Genomic DNA, 25,231 nt, shown 5'->3' with positions numbered 1-25,231 from the left:
GCCGGAGAAGTGGACGAATTGGCCAGCGAGCAAGTCCGACTATCACCCTTTTTCATGTTTTCTCCTCCGGCGGCCGCCCTTTGACACTTTCGTAAATCTGTCTTGCGGAGTCGCACAAAGAGCCCCGTAGCGAGCCTTCTCACCCTTGTAGTTGGCCAGCGCTTGGACCAATAGCGACATAACGTGCTGTCTCAGTTCGTCCGGAATAGGTTCCGGACCGTCCAGCGAATTCAGTGCCAGCTCGACCAAGTCGATCGCGCGATCCTTGTTGCCGCTCTCGTAGTAATATTGAGCAACTGCCCCATAGGACACGAACTTGGGGCCATCGCCGCCTTGCGGAGGATTCAGTGCCAGGATGTGTTCGGACAACTCCTTGCCCATCGCAAGGCGCTCGGCAGGCGGGAAGTGGGAGTTGTCATTCGCCGGATCGAAGAGTTGGCGCATTGCCCCGGCCATCCACACCTCGGACTTTTTGTCGATCGCGTCGCGAACCAATTTGCGCATGACCGGCAAGCCGGTCTGCAAGTCGTGCATTTTGTGAAGCAACAGATCCGCATGGAGCACGCGGAAGCTGATGTCGTCCGGCATCACAACGACGGCCTCTTCGACCGCCGAAAGCGCCTTCGCCCAATCCCCCGCCTTCATCGCCGGCGTAAGTTTGGCGAAGATCGGCTCAGTCAACGCTCGCTTGTGCGTCATTTCTCGCGTTGTGCGCTCGCCTTCGGCGATCCGCTCTGTATCAGCGGCTTTAGCTTCATCACTGCTGCGCCAGCTGCCGTTAAGGATTTTCGGCAAAACGTCATCGAGTTGCGTCGGAAGACCGATAAAGGCGATGTGGCCGTCACGGTCGACGACGAACGAGGTAGGAATCCCGACAGAAAAGCTGGGATCCATCCAAAGCTTGTTCATTTCGCCTGTGTAGTCGAACCCGATCCGATAGTTGAGATTCGAGAACTTTTCGGTCAACCATGCGTCCAACTTGGTTCGGGCCTCGTCCGCCGTTCGAGCTCGTTCATGAGCTGCGACTCCGAGGACCTCAAGTCCGCTGTCTTTGTATTTGTCTTGCAGCTGCACCAGACGGGGTATCGCCGCTTCACACGGTTCGCACCAAGTTGCCCAAAATTCGACGATGTACACTTTCCCCGGCTGGAAGCTCGTGAGGGGCTGGCCACACAGCCAGGTCTCCAGCTTGATCGGTGGAGCTGGGGACTCCATGCGCAGCACCATGTTGCTCTCCAAACCTATTGCCAGACGTTGCGCGACTTTTTGCGCTAGCTTGTCTCTCTCTCTCAGGAACGGGGCACACGGGTTCAAGGGAAAGGAGAGCATCGCTCGTCTTGCGTGTCTGTGTACGCCCTTACTCAGCGTTTCTGCATCTCAATAGCAACGTCCATGCCAGCGCCGTCTGCGCGCATTAAACACATGATTACGCTTTGAAAAACCCAAGGCGCCCCAGGCGACCAGTGTTTTGAACCTGACGGGCTTTGTGCTGCTGTCAGAAATTGGACACGAATTGTCCGCTTTGCGCCGCCAGACGAGCCGGTTTGATTTGTGAGCCACCGCACGGAAAATGTTAATCCCTCTCCGGCACGATTAAAGGCGAGCGACGATGTAGATCGGACTCGACACAGCCAAGGCCGTGGACCGCGACGCGTGTTCATGCGTCGATGACGATGAAATCATTCGTGGGGCACTGCAGCTCGTGCTGAATGAGGGGACCGAGACCCATAAGCTGGAGACCCGAATAGGCCTTTGATAAAGTGGTCGACTTGCTGAAAACCGGATGCGGTCTATTTCCGTTTTCAATAGTCTCATTCGGCCACGGTTGGCCGAACGTGCGGTTGATCCGGCTTGTTGCCGCGGCCCGGTTTCCGGTCGTGGACAGGCCGTTAAACGATATGCGAACGTCAGAAGCGCCCAGCACGTCCATATCGGCGCTGAAGACCGGATGCTGGCGCCGTTCTTCGCAACCAGCGCATGCAGCGAGCGGATCTGGTCGATCGACTGCTGCGGTAACTACATACTGTACTGCTCGTCCCTTCCCTCGCTCCAGCCCGTGCCGACGGTGATATGGATCGACCCGCGAGGGCGGCTCGCGCAATGGGCCGGAATCGACGAGCGCGGCGGTGCCATCGCGAGACAACCCTGGGCGCGATGCGCCGCGGTGCCGCTATACTTGCGTCATCACCGAGCCCGACGAGGTTATGCCCTGGTTGAGGTCCATTGAAGGGCTCCGTCCGTGATCGAAGTTCGAGGCAGGGGACGCTCATATTACATGGCGCGCGGAACCGGCACGACGTTAACGCGCGGCCACATTAACCAGGCCCAAGCAGCGATTTGAAGAACTCGACACCCAAATGCCGCCTGATTGGCGATGATCGAGTCGTGTGCGCCATAAGACAGCTAGTACTCGTCATCGCGCCAATCAGTTCCTGCACCACAAACTGGTACTCTGTTATCAATTTTGCCGTCCAGCCGCGTGACCCGGGGTGCCTTCCCCTAGCCTTCTAGTCCATCCGTCCGCGGCTTTGCTCGACGGCCTCTTCAGACCCGTTGCGACGGCTTCGTTGCGCTTCGCTAACGCTTCGCCGTCATGCGGCTGGATAGAGGCTTCCACTTTCAAGCTGTTGTTCATACTCGGCAACTCATGAAAAACCGCCCGGCAAACCGGGCGTTTCTTCCCCTCGTCTTACGGGGCAGCCTTTTCAGACGTTATTCCGGGGCGCCCGCGAAAAGCGGGCGAACCGGCAATCTGGAGGTCGAGGCGAGAGGTTTGCGGGTTTGTAATCCAAGTCCGCTGCTGCCGACTTGGACTACGAACACTTGCGAATTCGGGTACACCCGAGTTCGACGCGCCCCGGCATGCCGGATGGAAATGCAGCCGCCTACCCCGTCGTGTTCGCGGTCTCGCCGTCGGTGGAATCGATTTCCTGGTTGAGCCGCGCATGCAGAGTGGCCTGGTCGAGTTCGCCTTCCCACCAGGACACGAACACCGCGGCAATACCGTTGCCGGTGATATTGGTAAGGGCGCGCACCTCGCTCATGAATTTGTCGATCGAGAACACGATTGCCATGCCCGGCACCAGCGCCGGATTAACCACTGACAGCGTCGCCGCGAGCGTGATGAAGCCGGCCCCAGTGATACCGCTTGCGCCTTTCGAGGTCAGCATCGCCACGACGAGAATGGTCAGCTGCTGGCCGAAGCCGAGATCGACCCCGAGCCCCTGCGCGATAAACAGCGTTGCCAAGGTCATGTAGATGTTGGTGCCGTCGAGGTTGAAGGAGTACCCCGTCGGCACCACGAGGCCGACCACGGGTTTGGAGCAGCCCAGCCGCTCGAGCTTCACCATCAACTGCGGCAGCGCGCTTTCCGAGGACGAGGTGCCGAGCACGAGCAAAAGCTCGTCCTTTATATAGGCGAGGAACTTGAAGATCGAAAAGCCAACGAAGCGCGCGATCAGACCGAGCACGACCGCCACGAACAGCGCGGCCGTGGCATAGAACAGCGCGATGAGACCGATCAGATTGCCGAGCGCCGACGGTCCGAACTTACCGATCGTGAAGGCCATGGCGCCGAATGCGCCGATCGGCGCTGCCTTCATGACAATGGCGATGACACCGAACACAGCGTGCGCCGCGTCGTCGATCATGTCGCGCAACTTCTCGCCGCGCTCACCCAGCGCCATCAGCGAGAAGCCAAACAGGATCGCAAACAAGAGCACCTGCAGGATGTCGCCGCGCGCCAGCGCGCCGACCACGCTGTCGGGAATGATATTGAGGATGAAATCGACGGTTTTCGAGGCTTCCGCCTGCTTCACGTAGTTGGCGACGGCTGCGGCATCGGGCTTGGCCGCAAGGCCGTGGCCGATCTGGAAAAGATTGCCCATCAGCAGGCCGAGTACCAAGGCGAAGGTGGAGACGATCTCGAAATAGACCAGCGCCTTGAGGCCGACCCGGCCGACCTTTTTCGCATCCTGGATGTGCGCGATGCCCGAGACCACGGTGCAGAAGATGATCGGCGCGATCACCATCTTGATCAGCTTGATGAAGCCGTCACCGAGCGCCTTGACCCAGTCGTTGGTCGCGAGCGACGGCCACAGCCAACCGACTACGACGCCAATCAGGATCGCGATCAGCACCTGAACATAGAGGATTTTGTACCAAGTTTGCGGCGCCCGCGCGGGCGCCGCAGTTGCGATGGTGGTCATGACGTTCCTTCCCAATACGAACTCGAATACCCAGCCGCCGCGCGTTGAGAGGCGACGGCATCAGACGAGCCTGTCATGCCAGTCGTGTCCGATTGAAGACGACGATGTCGGAAATCCGACAGCCGGCAGCGTCATTCCAAAGGCAGCAGGCAGTTACGCTTATTTTTTCTCTCGTCAAGCAAGGCGCGGACCAGGCGCCGAACCCACGGCCGTTCAACCGGCCAGACGGTGGACCGACTGTCTCCTGACTACATCTGCCTGAATGCCAGAACCGCGTTCGTGCCGCCGAAGGCAGAGGCGTTGCTCGGCGTCACGCGCACCTTGCGCTCCGCGCGGCACATGGGCGTGACGTCGAGATCGACGAGCTGCTTGCGGTCGATGTCATGCTCCGGCAGCGCTTTGAGCTCGGCGCCGATCCGGACCTTAAGCTCATAAAGCTCGGAATTGATGATCGGGCCGATGGCGGAGCGACCTTCGCGCACCTCTTCCCAGGTGGAGGCGGCGGCGCCCAGCCCGTACAGCCCGCCCATTCCGGTAATGACGACGCGCCTCTCCATTCAGGCCTTCTTAGCGAGCAAGCTGCGGACAGCTTCCACCGTGTCGTCGAGATTCTTGAGATTCGACCAGGCGTCATCCGTATTCATCTCGATCTCGATACCGTAGGATTGCTCCAGGCCGCAGATAATGTCTGTCAACTCCAGCGATTGGATGCCACGCAAGGTCAGTTCCGTGGCGGTCGTTATCTCGCGGCCGCCTACGGCGTATTCCTTGATCTCGGCGATGATTTCCTTCGAGTTTGATCTGCCATCCTGTTGCTTCCATCAGGCGCTTCGACGCGAACGCGGCGCCATTCCTCAGCCGAGCCGCGTCGCGCGATAGAAGCAGTGACGTGATCGGTGCGCGTCAGGTGCTGTTGTCAATGCAACATTCCGTAACATTGGTAAAATTGATTTTTTGGATGGCAAGCATCCACGCTATGGACATGTGGAGACATGCTCTTCAAGGGCCTTGATATAACCTGCCCTCGACGTTATCCGGCCTCGGTTATTCGCATAGCTGCAAACGACAGCCCTCGATGTTCCTTACCAGACGATCTACGCCGAGCTCCAGCAGCGCCTGGACGAGACGTTTGCCTCAAAGTTCTCATCGAACCGACGCTTCGTAGCGGCAGACGTGAAAACAAACAATGCTGGTATTTCGACACGCCCAGGCCCGGCGGCGGTCGCCAAGAACGCCGTAACGTTGGGCCGGATTATCCGGAGATCACTCGGACGTCGAGGCGTTCAAAGATCAAACGGCGGATATCAAGGCGCGCCGCAGCCAACGTTGCACAGAGCATCTCCAGCATTTTTGCTCGAGAGGTGGAGATGTTTCCTTGAAGACGCCGAAGTCGGAAAGCTGACAAGGCGCTGCAGCCATTCCGCGGCAATTCAACAGTCCACGCTGGCACCTAAAACGTGTTTCGCTGCCGTGGCGCAAGGCGCGCATCATATCCGGCGAGCGGCACGCCGATTGCTGGGATCAGGCGCAAGGAGCCGCCGCGGCCAAAGTGGTCGCAAGCCGCGCCTATTCGAGGACTTCCCAATGAGGCTTGCCCGATTGATCCTGATCAATGTGACTCTGTTCCTGCTTCTGCTCGGAAACGCAGAAGTGGTGAACATCAGTGCGACGGTTGCCACGAACTTTCCCCCTGCCGGCCAAAGAGATTGCAGCGCCGTTCAATCAGACGACCCGGCTCGAGGCCGTGTTGAGCTTTGGCGCAAACGGACAGTCTTACAGCTAGATCACCGAACCCGCGCATTTTCAGATCAGTCTGTCGGCCGACCAGTCTCGCCCGAGCAAACAGATCGAGACGGTCTCCCGTTTTCGGAAGACCGCTTCACATTAAGAGCGGCGCGCTCGTGCTGTGGGTTTCGGATATGAAGTTGGCGAATCGCGCGGAGGCTCTTCAGATGCCCTCTGTCGCAAAATCATCGACCTGCAATCCGGCCGACGCACCTTATGGCGCAACGGCGGTGCAGGTAATGGAAGCGCTCGGCCTCCGTGAGGCGATTCAGCCGAAGCTGGTCGATGCGGCGAGCATCACACACGAATATCAATTCGAGATTAGCAATGCCGAGCTCGGCTTTGTCGCTCCGACGGAGCTCACAAACAGCGAAACCGGTTCGCGCTGGCTGATGGCGCCGGAGTTTTGTGGCCCGATCCGGCAAGACGCCGTTCTGTTGGAGACCGGCGCCGACAATCAACCGACGCGCGCCTTCGTCGATTTTCTCAAAGGGCCGAAAGTCCACGCGATTATCGCGCGGTATGGCAACGTGCAAGGCTAGAGTTGACGCGCATGGATAGCTTTTCGCCAGAGATCTGGCAGTCGCTCGGGCTCACGATCGAACTGGCGAGCGTGACGACGGTGATCCTGCTGATCGTTGGTACGCCGCTGGCGTGGTGGCTAGCACGCTCGAAGAGCCTTTGGACTGAGACGGTGGCCACGATCATCGCGCTGCCGCTGGTGCTGCCGGCACCAGTACTCGGGTTCTGTCTGCTGGGCCTGCTTGGCCCGAAGGGCCCGGGCAGCCTTCTCGCCTCTCTCTGGGGCGGGCGGACGCTCGCCTTCACCTTTGCCGGGATCGTGGTCGGATCGGTTTTGTCCGCGCTGCCTTTCGTGGTGCAGCCCATCCGCAACGCCTTCGCTGCCATGGGTGACCGCCCGCTGGAGGTCGCGGCCACTCTGCGCGCCTCACCGTTATATGCCTTCTTCACGGTCGCCCTGCCTCTGGCGCGACCAGGTTTTCTAACAGCCGCCGTGCTTGGCTTTGCGCACACGATCGGCACGTTCGGCGTCGTGCTGATGATCGGCGGCAACATTCCTGGGCGCACCAAGGTGCTGTCAGCCTTTCTTTTCGACTATGTCCAAGCGTCGCGCTGGCGCGAAGCAAGCTGGCTTGCCGGCGCCATGGTGATGTTCGCCTTTGCGGTAATCCTCACCTTAACCTTGATCGACAAATACAGCAGAAGGAGAAGCACGTGAGGCACGTGAGGCACGTGAGGACAGCCACAGCAGGCCGGATTGAAATTGCCTTCAGCGGCAGTATCGGTAGCTTTCCGCTCGATATGCAGTTCAGCGTACCGGCCAAAGGTGTGACGGCGATTTTCGGCCCCTCAGGCTGCGGCAAGACCACGGTGGCGCGCTGCATCGCCGGACTCGCGCGTTTGCCGAGCGGTTTCTGCGCCATCGATGGCGAGGTGTGGCAGGATAACACTACCTTCCGCCCACCGCATCTGCGTCCCATCGGCTATGTGTTCCAGGACGCGAGTCTTTTTCCCCATTTGTCGGTCAGGCGCAACTTGCTGTACGGCGTGCCCAAACCCAAACCGACGCCGATCGCGTTTGATGAGGTGGTCGAACTGCTCGAGATAGCGCCGCTGCTCGACCGCTCTCCCTCGCATCTCTCCGGCGGCGAGAGGCAGCGCGTCGCCATGGGTCGCGCGCTTCTGTCTCAGCCCAGACTGCTTGTGATGGACGAGCCGCTTGGCGCGCTCGACCGCTGCGCCAAACGTGAGATTCTGCCGTTCGTCGAGCGCTTGCCCGAGAAGCTAGCGCTGCCGATGATCTACATCGGCCATGACATGGCGGAGATCGAACGCCTTACCGATTATCTCGTCATGATGGAGCGCGGCATGGCAACTGCGGCTGGGCCATTGCATGTCTTGCAGAGCGATCCCACGCTGCCGCTTGCGGCGAGCCGTGAAGCCGCCGTCAGCCTTGATGCCGTTGTAAGCGGCTATGATGGACGCTATGGGCTGCTCATTCTCCGCCTCAAAGGTGCGCGCCTGTTGGTGCCGGCGCCGCCGCTTGCCCCCGGCGTGCACCAACGGCTGCGCATCGCGGCCAGCGACGTCAGCGTCGCGCGCGAAGCGCCGCGCGTAGGCTCCATCCTCAATGTCTTTCCGGCGCGCATCAGAGCCTGTTTGCCGCTCGGCGCGGCTGAGATCACACTGGTTCTTGCGCTCGGCGCCGGCGGCTCGGGCACGGAGATTTTGGCACGCATCACGCGTTTCTCCTTTGATTCGCTAGGGCTCAAGAATGGAATGGACGTGTTCGCCGAGCTCAAGCACGTCTCGCTGCTCTCGGCCTCTGAACCGCCACTGCAAACTATAGCGTCTTCCACGCCAACAGCGGATCCTGGAGAGGCAAGCGCCGCGGCGTGAAACGAGCAAGTTCGGCACGAGAGGCGAGCGGCATCACCTTAAGCCTCCACTCTTGTCGTACCACGCATGTCCAGTTGAAGACGCCGATATCGGAAGCCCGACAAGGCGACGCAGCCATTCGACAGGGCACGCTGGCACCTATGCGCGTTTCACTCTCGTCAAGCAAGGCGCGCACCATATTCCCGAACGGCACGCTGATTGCTGGGATGAGCAGCAAAGAGCCGCCTCGGCCAAAGCGGTAGCGACCCTATCCCAGGAATTCCCGATGAGGCTTGCCCGATTGATCTTGATCGATTCAATTCTGACGCTGCTTATGGTCGGAAATGCAGAAGCGGAGAACATCGATGTGGCGGTCGCCGCGAACTTCACCGTGCCGGCCCGGGAGATTGCAGCGTCGTTTAAGCAAAAGGCCGGACACGAGGCTGTGTTGAGCTTTGGCGCGAGCGGACAGCTTTACAGCCAGAGCACGCACGGGGCACCATTTAACGTGTTTCTCTCGGCCGACGACCCCCGTCCGAGCAAACTGGTCGAGAATGGTCTCGCGGTTCCGGAAAGCCGCTTCACCCTTGCGATCGGTAACCTCGTGCTGTGGAGTTCGACTCCGACGTTCGTGAACGACGCGGAGACTTTCGCAAAACTGTCGATCTACAATCCGGCCGCGGCACGTTGTGGCGCAGCCGCGGTGCACGCTATGAAAGCGCTCGGCGTCTGTGAGTCGACGCAGCCGACGCTGGTCGCGGGATTGTCGCCTTTCTCTGGGGCGGACGCACGCTCGCCTTCACCTTTGCTGGGCTCGTGGTCGGATCGGTTTTGTACGCGCTGTCTTTCGTGGTGCAGCCGCTCCGGAACGTCTCCGTTACCAAGCTGGCTTGCCGCCGGCATGGTGATGTTCGGCCTTGCGGTAGTCCTCGCCGCAGCGTTGATCGAAAAATGCAGCAAGGAGAGCACGTGAGGACAGCCACACTGGGCTGGATCGAAAATCGCCTTAAGCGGTGCGACGCGCTAGCCTTGTGATCGATGCGTAGTTCAGTGTATCGGCCAAAGGTGTGGCGGCGATCTCCAGCACGGGGCGTATGACGGGCCGCTCGTTATGCGCTAAAGCTCAACTACGGAATGGACGTATTCGCCCAGCTCAAGGCGTCTCACTGGTTCACGACCTCTGAACCGCCACAGCAGGGCATCGCATCTACGCCAGCAGTAAATGCTGGATAGGCAAGCGCCGCGGCGTGAAACAAACAGGAGCAAGCCGATGATCACCAACTTCGCCGAGATCGATCCCAAGCGCGTCGCGGCAATCCTCTACCAGCCGGAACACGACGCGGATACGCTGCTCGCCGACTTAGCCCAGGATCTCACGCGGCAAGGCGTGCGCGTCGGGGGGATCGTCCAGCGAAACTTCAATGATGCAAACGGCACGAAAACCATGCTCGCGCTCGACGTTGCGACGGGGCACCAGATCTCAATCTGCCAGCCACTCGGCAGCGGCGCCATGTCCTGCAAGCTCGATGCTAATGGGCTTGCCGACGCCGCAGTCGTCGTGTCCCGCGCGGTCAAGCGGCACGTCGATCTCCTCGTGATCAACAAATTCTCCAAGCAGGAGGCGTCCGGCCGGGGCCTGCGCGACGAATTTGCTGATGCGATCATCGCTGGCGTGCCGCTCCTCACGGCCGTCCCCGAAAAATGCCTCGCCGACTGGCGGACTTTCACCGGGGATGTCGGCATAACGCTGTTGTGCGAGCGCCAGGTCGTGGAGGGATGGTGGCGTGACATCGCCCGGCGCCTGTGGCGCATCCGCGCGCATTCAATCCCGGCAGCGGCTATTTAGCGATGAACACATCCGACAGCTTAATCACGGGCGGGAGCGCATCGACAATGTTGAGCCCGGGAACGTCCGCCGCCTCATTGGCATCGATCAAGACACCGTCAGTCCCGGTTCCCGCTTCACCTCGCATGAGCGGTTCGCGCGCGCGTCGTGAAGGCGATCAGTGGCTTGGCAGGAACATTGCCGCGCGCTGGTTTTCATCTATCGAGCGCCCAAGATTTATCGAGCGCCCAAGATTCTCCGGCATCATACCATCATAACATACAAGAACAGTTGACTTGGGGCTAATCGTTCAAAGGCGCGCAACCGGTCGCACGAGCAGGGCATCATGCTCAGTTATTGACGTAACGACGACAGGACCATTCGATCGACACCGTGGTTTTCAGATGCCTCCACGCCAAGCATCCGATTGTTGCATTTACAGTTGAACCGCGAGATCACCTGGCATATCGCTTGCTTCGCGTGAGGCCGGAATCATCGGTTTCCGCGCGAAGCAATCTTGTGAGGACAATATGCTTGGAATTGGAAGTAAGTTGCCGTCGTTCAAAATCACAGGCGTGAAGCCCGGTTTTCACCTGCACGAGGAGAACGGGCAGAGCGCGTTCGAGATGCTGACGGAAAACAGCTTCCCTGGGAAATGGAAAATCATCTTCTTCTACCCTAAGGATTTCACCTTCGTCTGCCCAACCGAGATCGCCGAGTTTGCCCGGCTGTCGAAAGATTTTGCCGATCGCGATGCGGTCGTGCTGGGCGGCTCGACCGACAACGAGTTCTGCAAGCTCGCTTGGCGGCGCTCGCACACCGACCTGCACCATCTGCCGATCTGGCAGTTTTCCGACACGGAGGGCGGCCTGGTCGATGGCCTCGACGTGCGTTCGCTCGACGGCGTCGCCCATCGCTACACATTCATCGTTGACCCCGACAATACGATCCAGCACGTCTACGCGACTAATCTCAATGTCGGCCGCAGCCCGAAGGACACGCTGCGCGTGCTGGATGCCCTGCAGACCGACGAGCTCTGCGCCTGCAACCGCGAGATCGGCGGCGAAACCCTGAAAGTTGCTTGAGGCATGATGGCGATTGAGCAGTTGAAGGACCAGATCCCCGATTTCGCCAAGGACGTCAGACTCAACTTGGCGTCGGCGATGTCGGATGAGACGCTATCACCGCAGAGCAAATACGGGCTGTTGCTAGCAGCTGCGATTGCGGCGCGCAATCCCGTGGTGATCGCCGCGATGGAATCTGCGGCGGCCGTCGTGATGACGCCGGCCGCGGTCGCGGCGGCGAAGTCCGCAGCCTCCGTGATGGCGATGAACAACGTCTACTACCGCTTTGTTCACCTCGCCTCGAACCCGGAATACAAGACGATGCCAGCGCGGCTGCGCATGAATGTGATCGGCGATCCCGGCGCGGACAGGGCCGATTTCGAGCTGTGGTCGCTGGCGGTAAGCGCCATCAACGGATGCGGTGCCTGCATGGACGCCCATGAAAAGGCGCTGCGGGAAGCCGGCGTCAGCTCGGCTACGATCCAGACCGCCGTGCGCTTTGCCGCGATCGTACAGTCGGTTGCGGTTGCGATCGGGGCGGCCGGGTACGGCGTGACCGAGGCGGTGGAGTGATCCACCCCTTCGCGCTCTTGTCGGGGAGGGGTGCTTCTGCAATCAAATTCCGCTGGGTCGTCCGTGAAGAACCCGGATTTCAGCGCGGGACGAACTGAAGTTGGAGGATGAGCTGGACGAGGATTTGACGGAAGTTGCAGCCGCCGGCAGCGAGGATGGCATTGATGGCGTCGCCCTGGCGGTGCCAGAGATAGTTCCGGCCCATCCGATGTTCGGACTTGAGATGTCCGATGACCGGCTCGATGGCCGAGCGGCGGCGCCGCTCGCGTTTGATCTCAGGCGTCACCCACCGCTTCTGACCTGATGTGATAAGACATATCAATTCCTCGATCGGGTATCCGCGGTAGGCGATCCGCCCCGGGGCAATCTCGCATATGGAGGTGCGCCATCAATGGGCGGCGTGCTCTCGCAGGTCTGTTTCGCTCATTCTGTTTTCCAATCTCGTCAGCCTCTATCCGGCTGACCGTCACTTGCGCGCAACTCCCTACCCGTCACGGAGCGCCATCCGCGCCCGGCGAACCAGGGGAAAATGCGCCTCTCCTTGGCGCGGCATTCCGGCGGCACGCGCCTAGCCCCGTTCTACAGCTTTACCGGGTGGCCCTCTATTGGTCCCGAACTACTTGCGCACCATGATCGAACGCACTGAAACCCATTGAGCTGGATTCCGAGCGCGTTGTCCCCGATAGGGCGTACTGGTCAGCGGAGATGCTTGGGTGATTGGCCGAGGAGTGGTCGATTCGAACCGCACATTCCAGTGTTCGATAAATCGGTCCGTACGGACGGCACCCTTCTCGCGCGAAGAATTCACTATGACCAACAAAGCGGCGTGTACATCTGCCCGGCTGGCAAGGTGCGGGCTTCCACTGGGACGCTGTGATCGATGAGCGACACTGCTCTCGAGACGAGTTGCTCCTGGCTGCCACGCCCAGAACCTACGCAAGCTCGCAAAGCTGATCCCGCTGCCTACGCTGCAGCCCATCTAAGCACATCAGAACCCACAGCGCCCATTGCTCTGTACCATCCACAAAGCGCTGGTTCATCGACTTGTTCAACAGACGCGTCGTTCTCATCAATCGCCTTTTTGGTAGAGCGTCGGCCTGCTCCAGCGTAGGCAGAACCTGGTCTATTCGCCGCACACCGAGTGCGGCGCCCGCTAAACAGCTCCGCCTGCTCCAGCTGCAAGCACTCTTCGCGCGTCGAGGGTGCCCGCGGCTGCGCTGGCGCGCAACTGCTGCCCGCCGGAGACGTTACCGTTGGCGATACCGGGTCCGAAGATCCCGAGAGCTGAGACGACGAACCACGCCGTCTTGTTGTCCTGGTTTGGACGATCAGTTGGTGTTCATCAAAAGATATTCTCGGGACCCTGCCATTTGTGCGGGACGCCGGTCGTCAGACCGCCATCGATGACGATCTCGGAACCGGTAAGGTAACTGGACTCGTCGCTGAGCAGGAACAAGACTGCCTGCGATACTTCCTGCGGCCAGCCTGCCCGTCCCAGTGGAATGGGGAAAAGGGAGGGATCGAAGCTCTCGGTCATCGGCGTGGTGATGAAGCCGGGATGGATCGAGTTGACGCGGACGCAGGAGGCCGCGGCCTCCAGCGCAGCAGATTTGGTTATGCCCCGCACGCCGAACTTGGAAGCGACATAGGCATGAAGCCCGGCAGCGCCCCGCAGCCCATCGACGGACGAGATGTTGACGATCGAACCTCCGCCCACGCGCCGGATTGCCGGCAGGGCCGCCTGCATTCCGAGAAACGCACCGGTTAAATTGACGGCAATGGTCTTGTTCCACTGATCGAGCGGGAACTGCTCGATCGGGGCCATGCTGGCGATGCCAGCATTGTTAACCAGCCCGTGCAGCGCGCCGAAGCTGCTCTCGGCGGTCGCGACCGCCCTGGCCCACTCCTCCGGCTGAGTGACGTCCTGACGCACATAGATGGCGGAACTGCCTAGTTCAGCCGCGAGAGTCTCTCCCTCTGTATGAAGAATATCAGTGATTACGACCCTGGCGCCCTCAGCTACCAGCAGGCGCGCATGAGCTGCACCCATCCCGCGAGCTCCGCCGGTCACCAGAATGACCTTTTCGTTCACACGTCCCATGACATGATCCTTGCTTCGCTCCGTTGATCAGTGGCGGTGCAGCGGGGCGATCAGCTCGAGCCCATCTTTCTCGCTCAAACGCAAACTGAACACCTTGACGATCTCGCCGCCCGAAACCAGGCGCGCCTTGTCGCCCGAGAAGAACTCCTGATGGTATTCCATCAGTTCGTCCTTCGCCGACTTGGCCGGACGCCTGATCGAGGGACATGGAGGCTGTCTCGATGCCGGGGGCCCCCCAAAGTTCGAGCCTTGCTCGAATTTCGGTCTCTCCGCGCAAGCGGTGCGAGGCGAACCGATCTGTCGTGAGATCGACTCAATCAACGGCGAACATACGCCGCCTTTCGTTCAGCCCTCACCCAAACTTGAACAACACCCCATATCCGCCACGCGGATAGCTCCATTCGATGTCGCCGGTGGGCTCGCCGATGACGCGGCAGGTGCCGCACTCGATACAGCCGTCGACGGTGACCTCGACCTGCCCCTTGTCGTTGAGCTCATAGCAACGTGCCGGGCAGACCTTCAAAAGTGCAAGCAGCTGCGGCGATGGCTTCGTGTGTGCGCGCACTTTGATGTGGGGACGACCGACGTCGACGAGATAGCGGTTATAGAACAGCTTGTCCTCGACGCGCACTGATGTCTCGACATTCATACTTCAGCTTCCTTGGCTTCGATTTTGGCCTGCTTAGCGCCAAGCGCGGGCGAGGCGGAACGCATCGCCAACTAAACCGGTCCATGACCGCGCATTGACAAAGGATTTCAATGTCACCTTCTCTTTCTCAGCCTTCGGCGTACCGTCGACGCGTACATAGTTCTGCATCGCCCTGGAGACGAGCTGGGGATACGTGAGAAAGAAGTTTTTCGAGTTGGTATGCATCAGCATTGGCATATCCTTGTGCTTCTTGAGATCCCTCATCACAAAGGAGTCGTCCAGCATCTTCTTGTAGAGCGACAGATTTGCCGCGGTCATGGGATGGCGCCGCGATTTCACCTGGACGATAGCTTCCGCCGCAATGCGGCCCGAGGTCATCGCGAGGTTAGAGCCCTCGCGATGAATGGCGTTGTTGAGCTGCGCCGCATCGCCCACCACCACCCAGCCCTCGCCATAGAGCTGCGGGATTGCCTTGTAGCCGCCTTCAGGGATGAGGTGCGCTGAGTACTCCTTGACTTCCGAGCCCTCTATCAGCGGCGCCACGGATGGGTGACGCTTGAAGCGATCGAGCAGCCCGTATGGCGTCTCTCCGGTGCGCTGAAAGTCCGCGACAAGACAGCCGATGCCGACCGAGATGCACTCCTTATTGGCATAGATGAAGCCCATTCCGGTCATGCCACGGGAAATCGTGCCGGCCGCTTCGATGACGACCCCTTCGTCGCCCTTGAGATTGAAATGGGCTTCGATGGTCTCACGCGGCAAAAAGTGCATTTCCTTAACCGCGAGTGCCACCTTGTCAGGCTCGGGCCGCTCGCGTAGGCGCCCACGCGTACCGAGCAGGCCATTAACGCCTTCGGCCAGCACCACAACATCTGCGTGGATTTCGCCGTCGCGGCGATCTGTACGAACACCGATGACTTTTCCATGGGCGTCCTGCGCGAGCTCAGTGACGGTGGTCTCGCACAGCACGGTCGCGCCGGCCTCGCGCACTTTCGAGGAGAACCATTTGTCGAACTGCGCGCGGATAATCGTGTACCGGTTCGGCCGTTCCTCGTTGAAGTCTTCGGAGCGGTAGTGCACGCCGACATGGGAGCGATCGTCCATCATCCAGAACCGTTGCTCGACCAGATGACGTTCGAGCGGCGCGTCATCGCGGAAGTCCGGTATCAGCTTTTCGAGCATGTCGGCATAGAGGATGGCGCCCTGGACATTCTTCGATCCGGCATATTCGCCGCGCTCGAGCTGCAGCACCTTCATGCCGCGTTTGGCCATGGCCAGCGCCGCCGCGTTGCCCGACATGCCGGCGCCGACCACGATTGCATCGAACTTCTCCTCGATCATAACAACCTCCTCTAGCTCGCGAGCCGGTCGCGCGAGTGCGGCGAAAGCCGTGCACGAAATGCGGCTGTCAGCGCCGGTAACAAGTGCATAGCGTCGTTGACGATGCCGATATGGGCAAAGTCAAAGATCGGCGCGTTCTTGTCGGTATTGATGGCGACGATCAGATCGGCGCCCTCCACCCCGACCCGATGCTGGATCGCGCCGGAAATGCCTGCGGCGATATAGAGCTTTGGCCGGATGGTCTTGCCCGTCTGGCCGATCTGCCGGTCGGAGGTGACCCAGCCCTTTTGCACCAGCGGACGCGAACAGCCATATTCGGCGCCGAGCACGGCGGCGAGCTGCCGTACCAGCTGGAAACTCTCCGGCGAGCCCAGCCCCAGCCCACCGGCGACGACGACGTCGGCATAGGCGAGATTGGATTTGGCGGAATCACGGTCCGGCACGAAGGACAGCACCTTGGTGACGATGTCTTCTTCGACCAGGTGGAGCGGATGGATGATGATGCGGGCGGCATCGCGCGCGACACGCTCTGGCATCGGCATCACGCGCGGGCGGACGGTTGCCATCTGCGGCCGGTAATTCAAGGTGTAGATCGTGCAAAGCAGTGATCCGCCAAAAGTTGGACGCGTGGCCGCAAGCGAACCATCCGCGTCGACGTCGAGCTCGGTGCAGTCGGCGGTGAGACCCGTCAGTAGCGTGGTGGCTACCGAGCCCGCAAGATCGCGACCGAGCGTGGTGGCGCCGAGCAGCAGGATCTCTGGCTTATAGGTGTTGACGAGATCGGTCAGCGCCTTGGTGTAGGACTCGTTGCGATACTCCGACAGCACATTATCGGTCACGAGATAGGTCAGGTCGGCGCCGTAGCAGAAGGATTCGAGCGCGGCGTTGCGCGTGGCCTCGCCCTCCGGGCCGATGACAACCGCGGCGAGATCAACCTTCAGCTTGTCGGCAAGCTTGCGGCCCGCACCCAGGAGTTCGAAGGAGACGGGATGCACCTGGCCGCGCTCCTGCTCGACGAAGACCCAGATATGCTTGTAGGCCTTAAAGTGCTCCGACAACTCTTTTTTAGCTCCTGCGCGGCCGCCCGCGGCCGGCGTGGGAGCTTTGGTGATGTTGCTCATAGCTTTGAATTCCCCTTAGAACCCGCGCGCCTGCGCCACAAGATCGGTCTCTAGCCTAGGTTGGCTATTCAAGATGGGTTTCATCAGCACCTTCGTCGGCTGTTCGGCGGCTTCCACCAGCCCCGCCTTCTCCGAGCCCGGCGACGGCGCAAAGACGCGCTTGACGATGGTCGGCGAGCCGGGCGCGCCGCATTTCGAGATGTCCTCGACCACCGCCTCCTGCGCGCTCCATTTCACAATCGGCGCCCGCCCCGCGGGCAGGACGTCGGTCACGACGCCACGCCGAGTCTGGTTGTTCGCTTCCAGCATGCTGATCAGGCAGGGCAGCTTTGTGCGCAACACCTGCACTCCGCCTTCGGCGCGGCACTCTGCTTCAATCGTGCGGGAGATGAGATCGAGCCCGACGATTTTGGCGACATAGGTGAGCTTCAACAAGCCGAGCCGCTTGGCGATGCCAGGCCCGACCTCGGCAGTCTCGCGGTCGATGCTCTCATTGCCAGTGATGATGATATCGGGCCTACAGAACGTCTCACCGATCTTCCGGATCGCGGTCGCGAGCACGTAAGTCGTGGCCAGCGTGTCGACGCCGGCAAAGAAGCTGTCGGTGAGTAGCACCGCGCGGTCGGCGCCGAAGGTGAGCGCCTTGCGCAGGGAGTCCTCGGCCGAAGGCGGCCCCATGGTGAGCACGGTGATCTCGCCGCCGAACTTGTCACGCAATTCGAGCGCGGCTCCCAGCGCGAACAGGTCGTAAGGGTTGATCTTGGTCGGCACGCCCTTACGCACGATTGTGTCGGTCACGGGGTGCACGCGGATCTGTGCGGGGTCGGGGACCTGCTTGATGCAGACGACACTGTGCATGCGCTCTCCAGAATTAGCGTGGACTTGTTGCGTGGACTGGCAGGATAACAGCAAGTGTCGTACCAGTTGGGGCGCCATTGAAAATCAGGCATCAAACCAATGATCTGAGAGAAATTGGCCAACATGACCGCTAAATCGCTGACAATACAATTCCGACATACGTCGGGAATGCGACAGCGCCGCCTCGCGCGTGGCTTTACAGAGTTGATCTGTATGAAGAGGAATATGGCGCAACGCGCCGCACCGACGTGGCTTGACCTGAACTGATACGTGAGGCTATTTCAGCGAGCTCAACGGCACGAAGGCCGCCGGTTTCTGGGGCTCCGCGACCGCATCCTTCAAGACCTTGAACACCCGCTGGTCGATCGGCGAGGACGCCACGAAATCGGCATAAGCCTGCTCCAGCACCGCCTTGCACCGCGCCGTGACCTCGGCCTCCGTGCTACCTTCGAATTGTTCCTTGGCGAGATATTGCCCCATGCGCTTTAAGATATGCAGGCGCGCGACATTGACGATCTTGGGGTCGTAATCGACGCCAAGCAGCGCAAAAAAATCTTCGGCCGAAGAGGCCTTGTTGAGCTGATCCAGGATGCCGGCTGCCGCCTGTGCGTTGCTCATCGAAGAATCTCCCTTGGGTTAGGCGGCCGACCTGTGGTCGGGACCCGGCACTGCCTGGTCATGTCCCCTGCGACGCCGTTTCGCGCAGGCGACGCTGTGTATGGCCCACACAGCCTATGTCTTTGCGGATCAGCGCGAGCAGCGAGGGATTCCGCGGCGCGGCGGCAGTTTGGTTCGCAGACATCCCGCCAGATCGCTACCACCGTCTCGCGCGCGACCGGCCGCTTGTGCTGGAGGGCATGTTTTCGCACCCGCGACAGGATGTGTTTTGCCTCCTCGGCGCTGGCGGCGAGCTGCAATTGGTCAAGCAGCGTCGTGATCGCGGACAGCCCGGAATGTTTGCCGATCACAATGCGGTTGGAGCGGCCAAGCAAATGGGGATCGAGCGACTGGTATGTGCGTTGATCCTTCAATAAACCATGGACATGAATGCCGGATTCGTGGGTGAACACATGCTCCCCAACGATCGCCTTGTTCAGAGGAATCGCACGTGCAGCCGCGGCTGCCACCACCGTGGCGACGTTCTGGAGCTCCGGCAGCACAATGCCCGTGTCGCGCCCGTAGAGCTGTTTGAGCGCGACCGCGACTTCTTCCAGCGGCGCATTGCCCGCCCGCTCTCCGAGCCCGATGACGGTCACCGAGGCGTGGCTCGCGCCACCCTTGATGGCGGCGAGCGTATTGGCGGTCGCGAGCCCGAGATCGTCATGGCCGTGAAATTCGAGCTCGAGATCGGTGGTCGCGCGCAAACGAGCGATCAGCGCATAGGTGGAGTCCGGATCGAGCACGCTGAGCGTATCGGCAATGCGAAAGCGCCGTGCGCCCACGGCTTTTGCGGTGGCGATCAGCGTGATGAGAAAATCGATATCAGCGCGGGAGGAGTCCTCGCCGCCGACGGCAACCTCAAGCCCCCGCTCGCGGGCATAACTGACCACCCGCCTCACCTGCTCCAGCGCCAGCTCGCGGTCACCGCCAAGCTTGGCGGCAATCTGCACGTCAGAGGCCGGGGTCGAGACATTGACCATCGACACCTTGGCCTCGATTGCCGCATCGACATCGGCTTCACGCATCCGGCACCAGCCGATGGTGGTGAGCGGGAGACCGGCCTCGACAATGGCGCGGATGGCAGCGATCTCTTCACGGCCCATCGCGGGCGTCCCCGCTTCGATCTCGGTGACGCCGGCCTGCGCCAGCGCTTGCGCGATCACCATCTTTTCGTCCGTGGTGAAGGCAACGCCAGGCGCCTGTTCGCCGTCGCGCAGCGTCGTGTCATTGAGCACGATCGGACTTCCCCATGCCGTCTCGGACCATGACGGATTTGCGCAGGTGGCGGCGACCATGGGAGCTCCTTGTCCTTGGCAAAGATAACGCCTTGAGCAACCCGCATGCCACCTCGGCACCCGCCTCAAGCTATTGAACAGGCGCCAGTTTTCGGCACAATCGGATTGTCGCAAACGCGACAGCGTGGCAAAGTCGACGCGCCGGCTTGCCGCGATGGGTTGGCATCAACTCGGCTTGCGGCTCAGATGGATGATCAGATCGACGCGGGAGACGTCGTGGCCCGGCAGCGGCTCGGGCACATTCACAAGGAGGAGATCCGCTTCGGGAATATCGAGCAAGATATCCTCTCGTTGCAGATAATAATGCGGATGCGGCGTGGTGTTGGTGTCGAAAAACGATCGCGACCCGTAGGGAGCGACCCGGCGCAACAGGCCCGCTTGCGTGAACCGATTCAAAATCTTGTAGACAGTAGTCTGCGAGACCGGAAAGCCGGCGTGGCGTGCCTCGCTAAACAGCATCTCTGCGGTGACATGCCGCTCGCCCCTGACAACCAACAGCTCGCTTAACATCACGCGCTGGCGCGTCGGGCGCAGCCCGGCTTTGAGCAACAGATTCTTGCAGCCGGCATCGGGACATTGCCCGCCGAAATGGGGATCGGCCGCATCCAGCTGCACCTCGTCGAAGCCAGCGCTACCTGCGCGGTCATCGGTCGGAAGTCTGGCCAACGGACGATTCATCAGGGGTCGCTCACATAGGCCGGCCGCCGGCCGCAACCGGCGCAGCCGCCTGCAATAGAACGCCGCGCCGGCGCTCGGCCATCCGGCTCTCGCCGCTTTCATCGCCAAAGCAGAGGTCGAAGTCGTTGCATTGCGTGCACACCGGCGTTGTGCACATCACGAGGCCGTCGTCCTCGCACAGCGTGCGATAGAAGAAGCGCTTCCAGCGCATATTGTTGACATTGCGCGCGGCGAGCGGTGCGAAATGGCGGCTTAGGAGCCGGGATAGTTCGCCACGATCGCGCAATCCGAGATCTTCCCACAAGTGATTTGGCTCGATCGCGCGACGTGCAATCATCGCAGCCAGCCACTTGCCGATGTTCCCTTCGGTCGATCGTTGCGCGAGCAAGAGATCGCGCAACATTGCGACCTCCTCGCTCTCATTGGGCTCGAAAGGCCAAAGCAACTGCTCGGCTTTGATCCGAATCGACGGGAAGTGCTGCTCCAGCAACGCCGCTAGCTCGTGGCTGGACAGGCCGGCTTTCTCGGAAACCAGACAACCATCCATCGTGGCGGCCGCCAGACTGGACGCTAGCACGTGGCGATCGAAATTGCTATCACTGGTTATGTCGGCATCTGCGGGGTGCGCTCCAGTGAGCAGGCGGTAGGTCGCAATTCCCCTATGCCGCTCGCCGTTCGCATCAGTCGCTCTGGCAGCCATAAGCGGAAAGAATTGCGCTTCGAACATGGATTGCCGACCTTTCCACCGTGATCAAGTATGCTCCGCTGCATCGTGATGTCGCGAGATCTTTCGCTGGAACGCCGGCCTTCCTTATTGAGCATGGGAAGGCCGGCCTTCATCGATGTGCCCTTTACTCGGCGGCGAGTTCGGCGGCGGTCTTGCCGATGATGGACTCGTCAACCGCCTTCATGATGCCGTGCTCCATCAGCATGTCCTCGAGCTCATCCATGGAGATCGGGGTCGGGATGATGCCCTTGCCGCCATTGTTGTGGATCTTGGTCGCGAGATTGCGATAGTGATCGGCCTGCTGGGAGTGCGGCGCATACTCCAGCACGGTCATGCGACGCAGCTCCGCATGCTGCACGACGTTGTCGCGCGGCACGAAATAGATCAGCTTGGTGCCGAGCTTCTTGGCCAGCGCCTCCGCCAGTTCCAGCTCCTTATCGGTCTGCCGCTCGTTGCAGATCAGGCCGCCGAGCCGCACGCCGCCAGAGCTGGCATATTTCAGGATGCCCTTGGAAATGTTGTTGGCGGCATACATTGCCATCATCTCGCCAGACATGACGATGTAGATCTCCTGCGCCTTGTTCTCGCGGATCGGCATCGCAAAACCGCCGCAGACGACATCGCCGAGCACATCGTAGGAGACGTAGTCTTTGTTTTCATAGGCGCCGTTCTCTTCCAGGAAGTTGATCGAGGTGATGACGCCGCGGCCGGCGCAGCCGACGCCCGGCTCCGGACCACCCGACTCAACACAGTGGATGTCTTTATAGCCGATCTTCATCACGTCCTCGATTTCGAGGTCCTCGACGCTGCCGGCACTCGCCGCCAGGCTCAAAATCGTGTCCTGCGCCTTGGCGTGCAGGATCAGGCGGGTCGAATCCGCCTTGGGATCGCAGCCTACGATCAGGATCTTGTGACCCATGTCGGCCAGCGCCGCCAGCGTGTTCTGCGAGGTGGTCGATTTGCCGATGCCGCCCTTGCCGTAGAACGCGATTTGTCTCAGTGAAGACATGTTGCTCTCCATCAACCGATTTGCCAAAGATTGCGCGCAACTCACGCGCGAGCTTGTTTCTCGCTCAGAAACGAGGCACGCGGGTTCAAGGGAAGGAGAGCATCGCTCGTCTTGCGCGTCAGCGTGCACTCAGCCCTCACTCAGTGTTGCTGCATCCTAAGAGCAACCGCCGTGCCAACCCTGTTTGCGCTCTTCTAAGCTTCTGATTACGCTTTGAAAAACTCGCAAGCCGGCGAATGAAACCAGGTGTTTTGAACGTGACAGGATTTGTGCCGCTGTCAGAAGCCGGACAAGGATCCCAAGCATCAAACGGGCAAAAGCCGGCTTGGCGCGGGCCATTTCGACGCGTTCATGCGCGGAACGGAAATTGCAAATCGCTCTTGCAAGCCGCTTTGTCGGCGCGATTTTCAGGAGAGCGACAGTGCAGATCGGTGTCGAAACGTCGAAAGCGGTGGACCTGCGACGGGTGTTCGTGGTCCATGATGACGACATCACCCGCGCGGCCCTGCAATTCATGCTGCACGACGAGATTGAGACGCACGAGCTTGCAACGCCGGAAGAGGCTTTTGCCAGGGGCGTCGATTGGTTGAAACCGCATGTGGTGCTGCTCGGCGCCTCCTTTTTGAAGCAAAAGGGGCCGACCCTGATCGGCGAATTGGCGGCTCATTTTTCCGACGTTCGGATCCTGATCGTCTGCGACAAATCCGACGAGGCCACCGCGGTCGAAGGCATCAAGGCCGGCGCGCACGGCGTGCTGGTCAAGCCGCTGACCTTGGAAGCCGTCGGCAAGAAGGTCGATACGATTCTCGAACGCGGCGGCGCCGCGCCGATCGTGCAGCTCAGCGTGCTCAAATAGGCGCGCCATGGCGACGATCGTCTTCTATCAAAAGCCCGGCTGCGCCACCAACGCGCGCCAGATGCAGGCGCTGAAGGCCGCGGGCCACCACGTGATAGCCAGGGATATCTTGAAGGAACCGTGGCGTGCGGAGGAACTGCGCCGCTTCTTCGGCAATACGCCGGTCGCATCCTGGTTCAACCGCGCCGCGCCCCGCATCAAGTCAGGCGAAATCAATCCCGACACAAGCAACGCGGCGAGCGCACTCGCGCTGATGCTGGGCGACCCGTTCCTGATAAGGCGCCCGCTGATCAACGCCGACAGCGCAAGATGCGCGGGATTCGATCATGAACCCGTGCTGTCGCTGCTTGGGCGGAGCATGCAACATGATCTCGAGGGATGCTCGCGCGAGGGAACTGGGAGGCACTGCCCGAGCGGGTGAGCTGCAGAACTCGTAGCTCCACCGAGAGGCAAGTTACCGAGAGGCAAGTTAACGAAGTTTTCCCCGCTCGTCGTTCTTCACGGGGCGCGAGGAGCAAAGCTCGCGCTGAAGACGGTCGGGGGCTCTACACGCGCGTGCATGAATGGCAGATTCAACGGCGCTTCGGGTGTCCCGCCGTCCGTCCACCAGAGGTCTTGACCCTTGAACGCGCGGCTCTCATGAGGCGGCAGCCCGGCTCACCGCGCAGCATCGAAGTGCCGGTCGCTCCTGAGCAGCTATCCCTTGCGTCAATCCATATATTGACACGATAGCGTCGTTCGCAAACTTATAAGTTGACAAAACTCTTCGGCAATACGCCGGTCGCATCCTGAACTGCGCCGCGTATTTGCGCTTCGCGCAAATACGATCTCTCCTGCGCATGCGCGGAGCATGACAGGCGGCGCAGCTTCGCAGGATGTTGGATCGCGCGTTCCGATGCGGCTGGATTGCATCAGAGCATGATCCTTCAAACGTGGAAACCGGTTCTTCCGAAAAGATCATGCTCAACAAGATATTGAGCGGATGACGATTCGAAGAAAAGTCATCACGCTCGAAGACCGTGATCCTTTTGCAACGCGGCGACTTAATCGCGCCATGACCCGCCCGATTTGATCCGCATCAGATCCTTCGCCATCCCGCTTGTGGTGTGACAGAGGCGTCGCGCGACTCCTCGCGCGGACTTGGGAATGGAGAACGTGATGAGAGCAAGAACAATTCTAATAACGGCGTCGCTGCTCGTGCTCGCGGCGGCGTTCGGTGGGGCCGCCATGTCGGTACAGGCTGCGGATCTGGCGGCGGCGCCGGTCTACAAGGCGAAGGCGCCGCCGCCGGTCGACCCCTTCAATCCCTGGATGATCCGCCTGCGCGTGCTTGGCGTATTGCCGGATGCCCGAGGCAGCTCGGTCAATGTCGCCGGTGTACCGCTCCTGTCGTCGTCGAATTCGGGCCTCTCGATCAGCGATCAAGTCATCCCGGAGCTCGACATCTCCTATTTCTTCACTCCGAACATCGCCGCCGAACTCATTCTCGGCGTGACCAGGCATCACATCAGCGGCACCGGGACGCTCGACGGGCTCGAGATCGGCAAAGCTTGGCTGTTGCCGCCGACGCTGACGCTGCAATATCACTTCACCGATTTCGGCGCGTTCAAGCCGTATATCGGCGCTGGCATCAACTACACCGTATTCTTCAACCAGTCTGCAGCCAATACGCCGTTTGCCGGCCTGGCGGTGACGGATTTGCACATCAGCAACCAGGTTGGCGCCGCGGTCCAATTCGGCTTCGACTACATGCTCGACCGTCACCGGGGGCTCAACGTTGACGTGAAGAAGTTGTGGCTGCGGCCCGATTATTCGGCGACCGTCAACAACGCGATTCCCGTCACCGGGCGCGCCAATATCGACCCATGGCTGGTCGGCGGTGGCATCACCTACAAGTTCTGACGCAAGAGCACGATCCGGAAAAGTGGAAACCGGTTTGCTCAAACAAAAAGATCGAGCGAGCTGACGATTCGAAGAAGCGTCATCTCTCTCGGCGCCGGAGCCGGGCCCGGCGCCGCATTCGCGGCGATATTCGCTTCGATCCCCTGGTGTCGGTCGGCGCGAAGCCGAACATCGAACTC

The 25,231-nt window shown here is 60.6% G+C and carries 23 protein-coding genes and 4 pseudogenes; 11 read left to right on the top strand and 16 right to left on the bottom strand.

Going from position 1 to position 25,231, the window contains the following annotated elements; translation table 11 throughout:
* Nucleotides 1–42: 42 nt before the first annotated feature.
* The 4 genes and pseudogenes from J6497_RS30105 to J6497_RS30090 all read right to left on the bottom strand — a co-directional run bounded on the left by J6497_RS30105 (nt 43) and on the right by J6497_RS30090 (nt 4,993).
* Nucleotides 43–1,227, bottom strand: a complete 1,185-nt coding sequence (locus J6497_RS30105; protein WP_225707866.1) for a TlpA disulfide reductase family protein — start codon at nt 1,225–1,227, stop codon at nt 43–45.
* Between the two features lie 1,658 nt (nt 1,228–2,885).
* Entirely contained in the window at nt 2,886–4,208 is a 1,323-nt protein-coding gene (dctA, locus tag J6497_RS30100) for a C4-dicarboxylate transporter DctA (protein WP_225707865.1), read from the bottom strand.
* Nucleotides 4,209–4,561: 353 nt separating this feature from the next.
* Nucleotides 4,562–4,765: pseudogene (locus J6497_RS30095) on the bottom strand (beta-ketoacyl synthase N-terminal-like domain-containing protein); the annotation flags it as partial.
* Complete coding sequence (locus J6497_RS30090) at nt 4,766–4,993, bottom strand: acyl carrier protein (protein WP_225707880.1); 228 nt, start codon at nt 4,991–4,993, stop codon at nt 4,766–4,768.
* 1,134 nt (nt 4,994–6,127) lie between these two features.
* Between J6497_RS30090 and modA (J6497_RS30085) the strand changes: the two genes are divergently transcribed.
* From modA (J6497_RS30085) to ahpD, 8 genes and pseudogenes are all read left to right on the top strand, one after another.
* Entirely contained in the window at nt 6,128–6,535 is a 408-nt protein-coding gene (gene modA / locus J6497_RS30085) for a molybdate ABC transporter substrate-binding protein (protein ID WP_249793801.1), read from the top strand.
* An 11-nt stretch (nt 6,536–6,546) separates the two neighbouring features.
* Nucleotides 6,547–7,233, top strand: coding sequence for a molybdate ABC transporter permease subunit (gene modB / locus J6497_RS30080; protein WP_225707863.1), 687 nt, complete (start codon nt 6,547–6,549; stop codon nt 7,231–7,233).
* A gap of 14 nt (nt 7,234–7,247) precedes the next feature.
* On the top strand, nt 7,248–8,414 hold the full coding sequence (gene modC, locus J6497_RS30075) for a molybdenum ABC transporter ATP-binding protein (RefSeq protein ID WP_225707862.1): 1,167 nt from the start codon (nt 7,248–7,250) through the stop codon (nt 8,412–8,414).
* A 265-nt stretch (nt 8,415–8,679) separates the two neighbouring features.
* Nucleotides 8,680–9,138 (top strand): annotated as a pseudogene (modA, locus tag J6497_RS30070) (molybdate ABC transporter substrate-binding protein); the annotation flags it as partial.
* A gap of 20 nt (nt 9,139–9,158) precedes the next feature.
* Nucleotides 9,159–9,263 (top strand): annotated as a pseudogene (locus tag J6497_RS30065) (molybdate ABC transporter permease subunit); the annotation flags it as partial.
* A gap of 400 nt (nt 9,264–9,663) precedes the next feature.
* On the top strand, nt 9,664–10,239 hold the full coding sequence (locus J6497_RS30060; RefSeq protein ID WP_225707861.1) for a DUF2478 domain-containing protein: 576 nt from the start codon (nt 9,664–9,666) through the stop codon (nt 10,237–10,239).
* A gap of 509 nt (nt 10,240–10,748) precedes the next feature.
* A complete protein-coding gene (locus tag J6497_RS30055; protein ID WP_225707860.1) occupies nt 10,749–11,303 on the top strand; it encodes a peroxiredoxin in 555 nt (184 codons plus the stop codon).
* A gap of 3 nt (nt 11,304–11,306) precedes the next feature.
* Nucleotides 11,307–11,855: an alkylhydroperoxidase, AhpD family gene (gene ahpD, locus J6497_RS30050; RefSeq protein ID WP_225707859.1), complete on the top strand. Its 549-nt coding sequence runs from the start codon at nt 11,307–11,309 to the stop codon at nt 11,853–11,855.
* Nucleotides 11,856–11,934: 79 nt separating this feature from the next.
* On the opposite strand, the pseudogene J6497_RS30045 reads toward ahpD, so the two are convergent.
* From J6497_RS30045 to nifH, 12 genes and pseudogenes are all read right to left on the bottom strand, one after another.
* Nucleotides 11,935–12,201 (bottom strand): annotated as a pseudogene (locus J6497_RS30045) (IS5/IS1182 family transposase); the annotation flags it as partial.
* A gap of 996 nt (nt 12,202–13,197) precedes the next feature.
* Complete coding sequence (locus J6497_RS30040) at nt 13,198–13,956, bottom strand: glucose 1-dehydrogenase (RefSeq protein ID WP_225707858.1); 759 nt, start codon at nt 13,954–13,956, stop codon at nt 13,198–13,200.
* A 27-nt stretch (nt 13,957–13,983) separates the two neighbouring features.
* Nucleotides 13,984–14,118 carry a hypothetical protein gene (locus J6497_RS41335; protein ID WP_283845317.1) on the bottom strand — a complete coding sequence of 45 codons (135 nt, stop codon included), beginning with the start codon at nt 14,116–14,118 and terminating at the stop codon, nt 13,984–13,986.
* Between the two features lie 190 nt (nt 14,119–14,308).
* The gene (locus J6497_RS30035; protein WP_028350609.1) at nt 14,309–14,605 is read right to left on the bottom strand and encodes a ferredoxin family protein; all 297 of its coding nucleotides are present in this window, start codon (nt 14,603–14,605) and stop codon (nt 14,309–14,311) included.
* Nucleotides 14,606–14,638: 33 nt separating this feature from the next.
* Complete coding sequence (locus J6497_RS30030) at nt 14,639–15,946, bottom strand: FAD-dependent oxidoreductase (protein ID WP_225707857.1); 1,308 nt, start codon at nt 15,944–15,946, stop codon at nt 14,639–14,641.
* A gap of 11 nt (nt 15,947–15,957) precedes the next feature.
* Nucleotides 15,958–17,067, bottom strand: a complete 1,110-nt coding sequence (locus J6497_RS30025; protein WP_225707856.1) for an electron transfer flavoprotein subunit alpha/FixB family protein — start codon at nt 17,065–17,067, stop codon at nt 15,958–15,960.
* A 15-nt stretch (nt 17,068–17,082) separates the two neighbouring features.
* Nucleotides 17,083–17,925 carry an electron transfer flavoprotein subunit beta/FixA family protein gene (locus tag J6497_RS30020; RefSeq protein ID WP_225707855.1) on the bottom strand — a complete coding sequence of 281 codons (843 nt, stop codon included), beginning with the start codon at nt 17,923–17,925 and terminating at the stop codon, nt 17,083–17,085.
* Between the two features lie 276 nt (nt 17,926–18,201).
* Entirely contained in the window at nt 18,202–18,543 is a 342-nt protein-coding gene (nifW, locus tag J6497_RS30015; RefSeq protein WP_225707854.1) for a nitrogenase stabilizing/protective protein NifW, read from the bottom strand.
* Nucleotides 18,540–19,880, bottom strand: a complete 1,341-nt coding sequence (nifV, locus tag J6497_RS30010; RefSeq protein WP_225707853.1) for a homocitrate synthase — start codon at nt 19,878–19,880, stop codon at nt 18,540–18,542. The genes nifW and nifV overlap by 4 nt, the downstream gene beginning before the upstream one ends.
* A 165-nt stretch (nt 19,881–20,045) precedes the next feature.
* Nucleotides 20,046–20,495, bottom strand: a complete 450-nt coding sequence (gene irrA / locus J6497_RS30005; RefSeq protein WP_225707852.1) for an iron response transcriptional regulator IrrA — start codon at nt 20,493–20,495, stop codon at nt 20,046–20,048.
* A 73-nt stretch (nt 20,496–20,568) separates the two neighbouring features.
* Nucleotides 20,569–21,285: a nitrogen fixation protein NifQ gene (locus J6497_RS30000; protein WP_225707851.1), complete on the bottom strand. Its 717-nt coding sequence runs from the start codon at nt 21,283–21,285 to the stop codon at nt 20,569–20,571.
* Between the two features lie 124 nt (nt 21,286–21,409).
* Entirely contained in the window at nt 21,410–22,294 is an 885-nt protein-coding gene (gene nifH, locus J6497_RS29995) for a nitrogenase iron protein (protein ID WP_225707850.1), read from the bottom strand.
* 421 nt (nt 22,295–22,715) lie between these two features.
* Between nifH and J6497_RS29990 the strand changes: the two genes are divergently transcribed.
* From J6497_RS29990 to J6497_RS29980, 3 genes are all read left to right on the top strand, one after another.
* Complete coding sequence (locus tag J6497_RS29990; RefSeq protein WP_225707849.1) at nt 22,716–23,150, top strand: response regulator; 435 nt, start codon at nt 22,716–22,718, stop codon at nt 23,148–23,150.
* A gap of 7 nt (nt 23,151–23,157) precedes the next feature.
* Complete coding sequence (locus J6497_RS29985) at nt 23,158–23,571, top strand: ArsC/Spx/MgsR family protein (RefSeq protein ID WP_225707848.1); 414 nt, start codon at nt 23,158–23,160, stop codon at nt 23,569–23,571.
* 737 nt (nt 23,572–24,308) lie between these two features.
* The gene (locus J6497_RS29980) at nt 24,309–25,052 is read left to right on the top strand and encodes an OmpW/AlkL family protein (RefSeq protein ID WP_225707847.1); all 744 of its coding nucleotides are present in this window, start codon (nt 24,309–24,311) and stop codon (nt 25,050–25,052) included.
* Nucleotides 25,053–25,231: the final 179 nt, after the last annotated feature.

Source organism: Bradyrhizobium cenepequi (assembly GCF_020329485.1).
Classification (GTDB): domain Bacteria; phylum Pseudomonadota; class Alphaproteobacteria; order Rhizobiales; family Xanthobacteraceae; genus Bradyrhizobium; species Bradyrhizobium cenepequi.
This window is presented reverse-complemented; position numbering and strand designations above follow the sequence as displayed.